10 protein-coding genes are annotated in these 11,068 nt (G+C 58.1%); 1 reads left to right on the top strand and 9 read right to left on the bottom strand.

The window, feature by feature from the left end; all coding sequences use genetic code 11:
- Window positions 1–23: 23 nt before the first annotated feature.
- The 3 genes from tnpB to ACAM58_RS28820 all read right to left on the bottom strand — a co-directional run bounded on the left by tnpB (window position 24) and on the right by ACAM58_RS28820 (window position 2,408).
- Window positions 24–368 carry an IS66 family insertion sequence element accessory protein TnpB gene (gene tnpB / locus ACAM58_RS28830; protein ID WP_369665021.1) on the bottom strand — a complete coding sequence of 115 codons (345 nt, stop codon included), beginning with the start codon at window positions 366–368 and terminating at the stop codon, window positions 24–26.
- Window positions 356–727: a transposase gene (locus ACAM58_RS28825; RefSeq protein ID WP_369665020.1), complete on the bottom strand. Its 372-nt coding sequence runs from the start codon at window positions 725–727 to the stop codon at window positions 356–358. Before ACAM58_RS28825 ends, tnpB begins: the two co-directional genes overlap by 13 nt.
- Window positions 728–1,016: 289 nt before the next feature.
- A complete protein-coding gene (locus tag ACAM58_RS28820; protein WP_369665019.1) occupies window positions 1,017–2,408 on the bottom strand; it encodes an NAD-dependent succinate-semialdehyde dehydrogenase in 1,392 nt (463 codons plus the stop codon).
- A gap of 272 nt (window positions 2,409–2,680) precedes the next feature.
- On the opposite strand from ACAM58_RS28820, the gene citF reads away from it, so the two are divergent.
- A complete protein-coding gene (gene citF / locus ACAM58_RS28815) occupies window positions 2,681–4,222 on the top strand; it encodes a citrate lyase subunit alpha (RefSeq protein WP_093082005.1) in 1,542 nt (513 codons plus the stop codon).
- 49 nt (window positions 4,223–4,271) lie between these two features.
- On the opposite strand, the gene ACAM58_RS28810 is transcribed toward citF, so the two are convergent.
- The 6 genes from ACAM58_RS28810 to ACAM58_RS28785 form a co-directional block, all read right to left on the bottom strand.
- Complete coding sequence (locus tag ACAM58_RS28810; RefSeq protein WP_369665018.1) at window positions 4,272–5,252, bottom strand: quinone oxidoreductase; 981 nt, start codon at window positions 5,250–5,252, stop codon at window positions 4,272–4,274.
- Window positions 5,253–5,347: 95 nt separating this feature from the next.
- Window positions 5,348–6,277 (bottom strand): electron transfer flavoprotein subunit alpha/FixB family protein, encoded by a 930-nt coding sequence (locus ACAM58_RS28805; RefSeq protein ID WP_369665017.1) that lies wholly within the window; start codon window positions 6,275–6,277, stop codon window positions 5,348–5,350.
- A gap of 1 nt (window position 6,278) precedes the next feature.
- Window positions 6,279–7,037: an electron transfer flavoprotein subunit beta/FixA family protein gene (locus ACAM58_RS28800; RefSeq protein ID WP_093081996.1), complete on the bottom strand. Its 759-nt coding sequence runs from the start codon at window positions 7,035–7,037 to the stop codon at window positions 6,279–6,281.
- Window positions 7,038–7,124: 87 nt separating this feature from the next.
- A complete protein-coding gene (locus tag ACAM58_RS28795; protein WP_093081993.1) occupies window positions 7,125–8,120 on the bottom strand; it encodes an ABC transporter permease in 996 nt (331 codons plus the stop codon).
- On the bottom strand, window positions 8,117–9,637 hold the full coding sequence (locus ACAM58_RS28790) for a sugar ABC transporter ATP-binding protein (protein WP_369665016.1): 1,521 nt from the start codon (window positions 9,635–9,637) through the stop codon (window positions 8,117–8,119). Before ACAM58_RS28790 ends, ACAM58_RS28795 begins: the two co-directional genes overlap by 4 nt.
- Before the next feature lie 59 nt (window positions 9,638–9,696).
- A complete protein-coding gene (locus tag ACAM58_RS28785; protein WP_369665015.1) occupies window positions 9,697–10,671 on the bottom strand; it encodes a substrate-binding domain-containing protein in 975 nt (324 codons plus the stop codon).
- Window positions 10,672–11,068 lie beyond the last annotated feature (397 nt).

The following is an 11,068-nucleotide window of genomic DNA, read 5'->3' as shown; positions in this document are numbered from 1 at the left end:
CGCAATTGCAGGGCCGTGCGCGATCACACGACGGTGATGACGCCCGCTGCCCCGATGCGCTGCCATGGCAATCCGAGCACGAGCGCATCGAGCTGCTCGCGCGTCACCGCCATCTGCGCGCCCAGGCTCGCGTTGGCCCAGAGGAATCGGCCCTGGTTCAGCCGACGCGCGCACAGCCAGATGCCGATGCCATCGTGCACGAGGACCTTCATGCGGTTGGCCCGTCGGTTGGCGAACAGGTAGGCATGGTGCGGACGTGCGGCGCCGAACACCTTCACGACACGCGCCAGCGCGGTCTCTGTGCCAGCGCGCATGTCGATCGGCTCGGTGGCCAACCACACGGCGTCGATGCGGATCAACGCAGCCACTCGCGCAGCCAGGCTGCGCACGACGAGGCCGACTCCACCGGCCAGTGCACCACTGCAGTGGCGCCACCTCTCTTCAGTTCGATACGGATGTCGCGAGCCGACACTTCGGCCTCGGGCTGCACATCGAGAGCGATGAAGGCTGGGGTCGGTAAAGCCGGAACTTCCGCCGCCTTCGGTGCCGCTGCCTTGCGATCGTCGGCGCGCCACCTGTGCACCACGTTCGCGTTCAGGTTGTACAGCCTCGCGATCGCTGCGGCAGACGCATCAGGTTGCCGGCACGCCTCCAGGACTTCCGCCTTGAATTGCGCGCTGTGCTTGCGACGGGTTGCCCGCTTAACCACACCATCTATCGTGTCCACATCATCGCGGACACGATGCCTTCCAAGTCTCAGGCAATCAAGATGACTTCGCCGCGCGCTTACCTTCGCCCAGGAGCATTGCTGCACATTGCACGACGGTTGGGCGCGTCAATTTGCACAGTAGCCGTGGGGGACGGACCGCGGCGAAAGGCGGAATGTGGTCGAGGTTGTGTCAACCATCGCGATCGAGCCGGTCATCGCGTCCGTGATCCATTGCGGTGAGGCCGCGGACAGGCGGCCTTCAACGGCGTTCTTTGGGTTCCCTCCATCGTTGGTGGAGGGGTCTGTCTCACTTCCGATCAAACCAGACGGTCTGCGCGTTCATGAATTCCTGAACGCCGAAATGCGAAAGCTCTCGACCGTAACCGCTCTTCTTCACGCCGCCGATCGGAACTCGAGGGTCGGAAGCCGAGAAGCCGTTGACGAAGAGTCCGCCAGTCTCGACGCGCCGTGCCAGGTCTCTGGCAAGTCCCTTGTTCCGTGTCCAGATCGCGCCGCTGAGACCAAACTCGCTATTGTTGGCAAGGTCGATTGCTTCGTCGACTCCCTTAGCCACGATCAGCGATGCAGCCGGACCAAACGTCTCTTGGTCGAACGTTGCCATGCCGGGCTTGACGTTTCCGAGCACGGTGGGGGCATAGAAGTTTCCATCGCCTGGGATCTTCGATGCACCGAGGAGAACCCGCGCCCCTGCTTCGACGCTTCGCTGCACCTGGGTATCCAGTTCGTCACGCAGATCGTGGCGCGCCATGGGGCCGATGTAGGTATCCTCGCTCTGCGGATCACCGACGCGAAGCGCCGCCACGGCTTGGACAAAACGCTCGGTGAACTCCTCAGCGATCGGAGCGTCAAGGATGATTCGTTTGGCGGCGATGCAGATCTGACCGCTATTCTGGAAGCGGCCCACTACGGCCGCTTTGACAGCCTCTTCGAGATCGGCATCGGCGAGCACGATAAAGGGATCCGACCCTCCAAGCTCGAGCACGGTCTTCTTCAGCGCCGCTCCGGCCTGTGAAGCGATAGCGGAGCCCGCACGCACGCTGCCCGTCACGGCAACGGCAGCGATGCGATTGTCTACGATCGCCTTGGAGACCAAATCGTTGGTGATATTGACGACGGAGAACGCGCCCTTCGGGAGCCCCGCCTCGAGCCAGGCCGCCTCTGTGAGATAAGCGCAGCCCATCACATTCGGCGCGTGTTTGAGCACGTAGGCGTTGCCGCCAAGCAAGATGGGTACGGCCCCCCGCAGGATCTGCCAGTACGGAAAGTTCCACGGCATGATGGCAAGCACGGGGCCAAGCGGCAAGAACGACACGTAGGCCTGTTCACCGACACTGGTCGGCTTGTCGGCGAGAAGGTCAGCGCCATTCTCCGCATACCAGTCGCACAGGATCGCGCATTTTTCCACCTCTGCACGCGCCTGCACGATGGGTTTGCCCATCTCTTTCGTCGCCATCATGCCCAAGGCCTCAACATCGCGGCGCAAGATTTCCGCCATGCGCCTCAGTACCCCCAATCGCGCTGAAACGGCCATGCTCGACCACGTTTTGTAGCCCTGAGTCGCTGTGGTCAATGAGCGTTCAAGGCTTGTCGCCGACTCATAAGGGTATTTCGCGAACACCTCGCCATTCGCAGGATTGGTAGACAGCGCGGTGTTGGTTTGCAGGACCACTTGATTCACTTGGCTTCCTTTGAGAGTTTCGAGTTCGCTGCGGTGTCGAGAAGGCTCACCGGAGGGAACGCGCAAAGCCATGAATGCTAGGGATCGATCGTTCGCCCGAATATCAGTTTCTCGACAACATCGGCTTTCAGATCATCGAAGTCAGGGAAAACCCAGGGGCCTAGGGCACTTGGCCTATCTTCGGTTCAAACAAGGGAGGCTTGACGAACTTCAACTTCCAGCGCTTCCCACCCTGAGGCAGGATGGTGAGAGCAAAGGAGCAAACGCAACCCATGAACCATAGCTCGCCATCGGAGGGACTCGTCCACATAGAAGGCTATGGTGCTGCACGCCCGTTCCGCGGTGCGCGCGTAGAGCGTACCGACGTCTCGCGCACTGCTGTTCGGTTTCGAAAAGCCGAAGGAGGGGGAGCGTCGAAGGTCTTGCCAAACTTGCGCGAAGCGATTCGAGCTGCCGGGCTGAAGAGCGGGGATACGATCTCGTTCCATCATCACCTTCGAAACGGCGACGCGGTCCTCAATATCGTGATCGCCGAGGCCGCGGCAATGGGACTGCGCGATCTCACCGTGGCTGCAAGTTCGCTGTTCGCGGTCCATGCGCCACTGGTGGACCACATTCAGCGAGGCATCGTCTCGCGCATCTACACGGCGTACATGACCGGACCGGTCGCTGATGCAATCTCGAGCGGGATTCTTCGCACGCCAGTTGTCATGCAAACCCATGGGGGGCGCGCCCGCGCCATCGAGTCGGGCGAGTTGCACATCGATGTGGCATTCATCGCGGCCCCAGCAGCCGATGACTACGGCAATCTCAGTGGAACCCAAGGAAGAGCGGCATGTGGTCCATTGGGCTATGCGGTCGTCGACGCGCAATACGCAAGCTGCGTGATTGCGGTGACCGATCAGCTCGTTGCATATCCATGCGGTTCGATTGATATAACCCAGGAGTTCGTCGACTTTGTGGTCGACGTGGACTCCATTGGGGATCCCAACGGAATTCTTTCGGGTACGACGCGTCCGACGACGGACCCGGTCGGCCTGGAGATCGCGAGGCAAGCCTCATCAGTCATCGAAGCATCGGGCTACCTCGTGGACGACTTCTCGTTCCAAACAGGGGCAGGCGGGGTCTCCCTGGCTGTCGCCGCTGAGGTGGGAAAGTCTATGCGCCGGCGTGGTGTGCGAGGAAGCTTCGCTGCGGGCGGAGTAACAGGCTATCTCGTGGACATGCTGGAACAAGGCCTGTTCCGAAACCTTTTCGATGTGCAGTGCTTTGACCTGAAGGCCGTTCAGTCGTACCGGGACGATAGCCGGCACCTGGCGATGTCGGCGTCGATGTATGCGAACCCCAACAATCGAGGCGCCGTTGCCAATCGGCTGGATGCGATGATCCTCGGGGCAGCGGAGATCGACCGGAACTTCAACGTGAACGTGACGACCGGGAGCTCAGGGAATATATTGGGTGGGTCAGGAGGGCATGCGGACACGGCAGCAGGCTCCAAACTGTCGATCGTTACGACCCGCCTGACCGCTCGGGGCGGTCCCAAGGTGGTCCAAAAGGTGCGATGTATTACGACACCCGGGGAGACCGTTGACGTCGTTGTGACCGAATTCGGTATTGCCGTCAACCCACGGCGCGGTGAACTCGAGCATCGCCTCCGCGGTGCGGGGCTCATGCTGAAGTCGATCGATACCTTGTGCGCAGAGGCCGCCCGCTTGGCCCCGGTGGTGCCGTCTGCACCTGCAGACGGGCGAATCGTTGGCGTCGTTGAGTATCGCGACGGCACCGTGATAGACGTCTTGCGGATGGTGGCGTGAGACGCTTCATCGAGACAACTACACGGACTGTGCCGGTGCCGCGACATTTCTACAAGGTCAGGATGGTGCAGCCCGTGGTTTTGCGGGCTTCCAGGTCGCGGTGCGCCTGCTGCACGTCGGTCAAGGCATAGCGCTGGCCGATCGGGATTTTGACGGCGCCGCTCTGCACCACTTCAAACAAATCATCGGCCATAGCTTGCACGTTCTCACGGCCAGAGGCATGCGAGAACAAGGTCGGCCGGGTCACGTAGTACGAACCTTTTGCCAACATTCCGAGATTGAAGGCCGGCACCGGACCTGAGCCGTTGCCGAAGACGGCGAGCAGGCCGAAGGGCTGCAGGCAGGCCAGCGAGCCTTCAAAGGTGTCTTTGCCGACGGAGTCATAGGCCACCCTCACGCCCTTTGCACCGGTGATCTCTTTCACGCGCTCAGCGAAGTTCTCATTGCCGTAGTTGATGGCATGCGCGGCGCCATGCGCAAGAGCTGTCTGGCACTTGGCATCGCTGCCAGCGGTGCCGATGAGCTGGAGACCCATAGCCTTGGCCCATTGGCATGCGATCAGACCCACGCCACCTGCGGCAGCATGGAACAGGACAAAGTCGCCGGGCTGCAGGCCTCCGACGGGTAATGTCTTCTTCAGCAGGTACTGCGCTGTGAGACCCTTAAGCATCATCGCAGCGCCGGTCTCGAACGAGATCGCGTCCGGCAGCTTGCAAACGAGCTTGGCCGGCATCACGCGCGCTTCGCAGTACGCGCCGGGCGGCTGGCTCGCATACGCGGCGCGGTCGCCGGCCTGGAGGTGAGAGACGCCCTCCCCCACCGCCTCGACGATTCCGGACGCTTCCATGCCGAGTTGCAATGGCATGGGGAATGGGTAGAGCCCACTGCGCTGGTAGGTGTCAAGGAAGTTGAGGCCCACTGCATGGTGGCGGATGCGTATTTCGTCGGGCCCCGGATCGCCGACTTCGACCTCGACGATCTTCAGTTCCTCGGGACCGCCATTGCGGTCGATGCGGACGGCTTTGCTCATGGGTCTTGGTTCCTTGTGCTTAGTTGGGGATCGGCCAGACGCAAAGCGTCGAAGCTGTCACGGGCCGAGGTGACCTCATACCCTGCGCGCGAGGATCAGAGTTTGGACTCAAGCTCCGGTATCGCCTCAAACAGGTTGGCCACCAGCCCATAGTCGGCGACCTGGAAGATGGGTGCATCCGGATCACTGTTGATGGCAACAATCACCTTAGAGTCCCTCATTCCTGCTAGATGCTGGATAGCACCGGAGATACCGACAGCAATGTAGAGCTGTGGAGCGACAATCTTGCCGGTTTGGCCCACCTGTAGATCGTTCGGAGCAAAGCCACTGTCCACTGCAGCGCGCGAAGCCCCTACCGCCGCACCCATTTTGTCAGCCAGTCCTTCGACAAGCGCAAAGTTCGCTTCAGACCCAAGGCCACGCCCGCCAGACACAACGATATTGGCCGAGGTGAGTTCTGGACGATCCGAAGTCGCCACCTTGTCCTCCACCCAAACAGAGAGCGCGTCACCGGTGGCGCCAGATACCGCTTGGAGCGAAGCCGCGCCGCCTGCTTGAACTGGAGCGAATCCGGCGGTGCGTACCGTGAAGACCTTTGGCGCATTGCCAGCGGCAACAACGGTCTGAATGGCATTCCCCGCGTAGATGGGGCGTTCGAAAGTCGAACCATCAATGACACTGATCACATCGGAAATCACCATCACGTCCAAGAGCGCAGCCACGCGCGGCAGCACGCTCTTGCAGAAGGCCGTGGATGCGCCGCAGATGTGCGAATACCCAATGGACAGTGAGACGACCAGCGCCGCAGTCGCTTCCGCCATGCCGTGGGCATAGGCAGGATTGGCCGCGATCAGCACATTGGCAACACCTGTGAGTCCCGATGCTTCGGCCGCGGCAGCCTCGCAGTCATCGCCTGCAATCAGAATATGCACCTCGCCCAACCCCTTGACCGCGGTAATTGTCTTGGCGAGGGAGTCGGTCGCCAGAGAACTGCGACTGACGTCAGCAATAACAAGAACGGTCATCTCAGAGCACGCCTTCTGATTTCAACTTCATGATCAATTCGTCAACGGATGCCACTTTGAGGCCCGGTTTGCGACCTTGCGGCTCGGCCGTCCTCACGACCGCCAAGCGTGGCGTCACATCGACGCCATAGTCGGCCGGCGTCCTGATCGCCAGCTCCTTCGATTTGGCCTTCATCACGTTCGATAGTGAGGCATAACGCGGCTCGTTCAGCCGAAGATCGGCCGTGATGATGGCGGGGAGATTGACGTTGACGATCTGCAGGCCTCCATCCACCTCACGGGTGACCTTGGCGTTGGTCCCTTCGATCGAAATTCTTGATGCGAAGGTTGCTTGCGCCCAACCGAGCAAAGCCGCAAGCATTTGACCGGTGGCGTTCATGTCGTTATCGATTGCCTGCTTACCGGTCAACACAAGGCCTGGCTGCTCCTCCCGAACTACACATGCGAGAAGCTTGGCGACGGCCAGCGGCTCAATGTCGGTATGCACATCCGAAGCAGCTTCGATCAGGATTGCACGGTCCGCTCCCATAGCGAGTGCCGTTCGCAACGTGTCCTGTGCCTTCTTCACGCCAATGGAGACAACCACGATCTCCGTGGCCCACCCGCTTTCCTTCAGTCGGACTGCTTCTTCCACCGCAATCTCGTCGAAGGGATTCATCGACATCTTCACGTTGGCCAGGTCTACGCCAGAGCCGTCTTGTTTGACGCGGACCTTCACGTTGAAGTCGGCCACCCGCTTCACGGGAACAAGTATCTTCATTTTTCAGGACCTACTGATCTATTCCCCTGCCGGCGCTTTTCTATGAGTAGAAAAACCCCTGATTTGGCAGGACATCCGCTCGGCGTACTAGCGAGAACTTGCGATACGCTTTTGGAGTGCATCGAGCAAAACGGCTGCAAGAATGATTGCACCAGTGGCGAACTCCTGCCAAAAAATGTCGATCCTTGCCAAGTTCAAGAAATTGCGCGTCAAGGCAATCACGATCACCCCGATGATCACCCGCAGGATATTTCCCTGACCGCCGGCCAAGCTAACGCCCCCGATGACCACCGCCGCGATAACCTCGAACTCGAGACCTCGCGCCGTGTCGGCTTGAATAGAGCCAATCCGTGCAAGCAGGACGAGGCTGGCGAAAGACGCGGTCAAGCCACAAATCATCAAACAGAAGATCTTGATCTTGTTGACGTTGATGCCCGAAAGGATCGCAACATTTCGGTTGGAGCCGATCGCATAGACCTTCTTGCCAAATGCTGTATGGTTCAGCAGCACATAACCGGCCAAAATAGTAAGAATCGCGATAATAAAAGGCAGCGGAACACCGAGCGGGCGAGCCAAACCAATTACTCGGAAGGCATCGGGAACCCCGGACACTACTTGACCCTCTGTCACCACGAAGGCAAGGCTGCGCGCAATCATCATCGTTCCCAAGGTGGTGATAAACGAAGGGATGCCGAATCGAGTGACCACGAATCCCGCAAACAACCCAAATGCCGGGCCGATCAGAAGAGCGAGGACCACCGTCAGAAAGATGCCGAGTTGTGGCATCAAAGTGCCTGCGATCGATGCGGTGAGTGCGACCACAGCGCCGACGCTGATGTCAAATTCTCCGTTAATCATGCAGATTGCCATGCCGGCCGCGACGATCATCGCGGGAGCCATTTGGGCCATGAGATTCTGAAAATTTACGATCGTTGCAAAGCGCGGTGAAATGAAAGACATCACGGCAACGAGAATAAACAAAACTGCAAGCGACTGGATAAAGCCATAAGAGGACCGAAGCCGCTCTTGCAGATTCGACGTCGTATGCAAGGTGGTAACTGTATTGACTGCGCTGGTATTCATGGTACTGCTTTCCCGCTCACCGAGGATTGAAGAATTCTGTTGTGCTCAAGTCTCTCGCCTTTGAATTCGTCGACGATTGAGCCTCGAAACATCACAAATGCTCTGTCGCACAACTGCTCGATATCCTGGATCTCCGTCGTAAAAATGGCGACTCCCACTCCCTCTGCGGCGATCTGCTCAATGATCTTCCGAATTTCGTCTTTCGACCCGACATCGATGCCTACGGTCGGGTCATCCAGCATGAAAACTTTAGGTTTTGTCGCGAGCCATTTCGCAATCAAAACCTTTTGCTGATTTCCGCCGCTAAGTGTCTTGATCGGAACGCCCGCATTGGGTGCCGAGACTCGCAACTTCCTGATAGATTTTTCGCCTAGCGTATTGAGCTTGAATCTCGACAGCAACCCGACACCATTTCCGAACTCCTTGAGGATCGGAAGTGTGATGTTTTCGGTCAGTGAAAACTCTGGAAGAATGCCCTCCCTGAGACGATCATTGGTGAGAAGTGCCATCCCTTCTTTCAAGGATATCCCGGGGCTTCTAGACGTATGCTGCTTTCCCTCGATAGTGATTGAGCCGCTGCTTGGCTTGAATTTATTGACACCGAACAGAGTTTTCGCAAGTTCGGTCAGACCGGAACCGGTGAGGCCGGTAAAGCCCAGAATCTCCCCCTTGTGGAGATCGAAATTGATGTCATTCAGCAGGCCAGGCACTTGCAGCCCCTTCACCGACATCAAGACTTCTTTCCTCTCCGCAACATGCCGGGCACTGCGGGCTGCCGTCTTGACGAGCTCGTGACCGAGCATCTGAGTTACCACCTCCTCTACGGTGGTCTCATCCTTGTTGAAGAGGGCAACTGTGTGCCCATCGCGCATCACACTGATCTGGTCGCAGATCCTGAAAATCTCCGACAAATAATGAGATACGAAGACGATCGTTACCCCGTGCTGCGCAAGACCCGCAACCAGATTCAAAACGACATCAACTTCCATCGCTGTCAGCGACGACGTCGGTTCATCCAGCAGGAGAATGCTTGGATTCCATGTCATCGCTTTCACGATCTGGATCATCTTCTTTAGGTCATTAGGAAGACGGCCAACCTGCATGCTGGCGTTGACTTCGATCTTGTATTGATCGATTAATTTTTGCGCCTTGCGGTTCATCTCCCTCGCAGTCAGAGTTCCCAACGGGCCGACGGGCTCGTTGTTCAGGAAAATATTCTCCGCAACAGACATGGTTTCCACCAGATTGATGTCTTGGTGGACCGTAACTACGCCTTGATGAAGGGCTTCAAACGCGGTGTTGGGCTCGTAGGGTTTTCCGTTTAAAAGGATGCACCCTGGCTCGTCGGGTTTATGGACGCCGGCAAGAATTTTCAAAATCGTACTCTTGCCCGCGCCATTTTCACCGACGAGCCCCACCACCTGCCCTTTTTGTAGGGATAGATTTCCGGCCTTAAGGGCGCGTATGCTTCCAAATGTTTTCTTTACGTCCTTACAGACAAGTACCGGTTCGCCCATACAGTTCTCCAAAGAATAATGACCTCGTGGACCTATATTGGTCTACGCGTCGATGCTGGTCATTTTTGGACTTGTGGGTCGTTGGAGAATTCGGCGAAGTTCTTGGGCGTCATGAGCTTCGGCGCAAGTTCGATGTTCTTTTTGGTCTTGCCGCCAGTCAGATGCGTGAGCATTGAGTTCATGCCAACATAGCCCATCTGATATGGATCCTGAACAATCGTACCGGCAATTTTTCCATCGCGAACCATCTGATAGGCAGTCGGGTCGGTGTCGAAATTAACCAGTTTCACCTTCTTGTTGTTCTCTGCCTGAAGCGTTGCCGCAGCACCAATGGCCGGGGCGTGATTTTGGAAAAACACGCCAGCAATATCGGGGATTTCAGTCAGGGTATCTTCCATGGTTCTGCGACCGTCCTCGAGGGACAGCTTCATGACCTTGCGAGGAAGAACTTTGAGCCCGAGTTCGGCTGCGCGCTTTTCGAAGCCGCGATTGCGATCGATGATCACTTGGACCGCGGGACCATGATCGAAAACAATGACTTTGGAACCCGCTGGCACCAGCGTTGCCATATAGTCTGCCGCCATGCGCCCGCCCAACTCGTTCTCGGTACCCACGTAGGTAATCCAATCGCCCGATTTGAGCCCGATATCGGTCACGACAACGGGAAGCTTGTTGTCGTTGAACAATTTCTTTACCGGGCCGGCCAGAACCACCGAGTCGCCAGGAAAAATGAGCAGGCCGTCAATGTGCTGTGCAGAAAGATCTTCCAGGTCTGCCACTTGCTTGGTCGTGTCTGTGTCGCCACCGTTCGTAACGATCAGTTCGACATTGACTCCCTTTTTCTTCCACTCGGCCATCGCCGCTTGAGCACCTTTGACCTGCGTACGCAGAAATTTGTTTGTGCCCCAGAACTGCGAGTAGCCAATACGAAACTTTTGATCGGCTGCGAAAGCAGTGGAGGTGAGCGTTGTCGCGAACATCGCGGCGCTGGCGAACGCTGCCAGTTTCAGAAAATGGCGTTTGTTGTGCTTCATGAATTGTCTCCGTACGCCGGTCATAAGCCGGCAGAATCTTGTTGATGAAAGAGCCTTCAGCTCCGCGCCTCCGGGGTTGACTCCCGTTGCGCAAGTCGATCTTGGCACTCCGAATAGTCGCGAACAATCCGCAACGGCTTCTGGCGACAATTGGGTTTACCTATTGCTGCTCGCTCGCTGGCCGCGGTTAGCGCGGGCACCGTCCGCCCACGACGGTGGAGCGTTGCGAAATTCCTTAGTCGAGGTCGAGCAAACGCTGGCGCTCGGCCGTCTGAGCAAGACGGGCCGGTCGAGACTGCGCGGCGCTTGCAGGTCCGGCTCAGCGCGACAGGCAGCTGCCCTCTGTCAAACAGCCGGATTGCGCGAAATTCGGCGACGGTTTTGTTGGGCAAGATCC

It is taken from the genome of Variovorax sp. V116 (assembly GCF_041154435.1).
GTDB lineage: Bacteria > Pseudomonadota > Gammaproteobacteria > Burkholderiales > Burkholderiaceae_C > Variovorax > Variovorax paradoxus.
The sequence above is the reverse complement of the archived record's forward strand: the minus strand, read 5'-3'. Positions and strand labels throughout refer to the sequence as shown.

Coding starts and splice junctions, on each gene's coding strand:
- citF (WP_093082005.1), top strand. CDS start 2,681: ATGAACCATAGCTCGCCATCGGAGGGACTCGTCCACATAGAAGGCTAT.
- ACAM58_RS28810 (WP_369665018.1), bottom strand. CDS start 5,252: ATGAGCAAAGCCGTCCGCATCGACCGCAATGGCGGTCCCGAGGAACTG.
- ACAM58_RS28805 (WP_369665017.1), bottom strand. CDS start 6,277: ATGACCGTTCTTGTTATTGCTGACGTCAGTCGCAGTTCTCTGGCGACC.
- ACAM58_RS28800 (WP_093081996.1), bottom strand. CDS start 7,037: ATGAAGATACTTGTTCCCGTGAAGCGGGTGGCCGACTTCAACGTGAAG.
- ACAM58_RS28795 (WP_093081993.1), bottom strand. CDS start 8,120: ATGAATACCAGCGCAGTCAATACAGTTACCACCTTGCATACGACGTCG.
- ACAM58_RS28790 (WP_369665016.1), bottom strand. CDS start 9,637: ATGGGCGAACCGGTACTTGTCTGTAAGGACGTAAAGAAAACATTTGGA.
- ACAM58_RS28785 (WP_369665015.1), bottom strand. CDS start 10,671: ATGAAGCACAACAAACGCCATTTTCTGAAACTGGCAGCGTTCGCCAGC.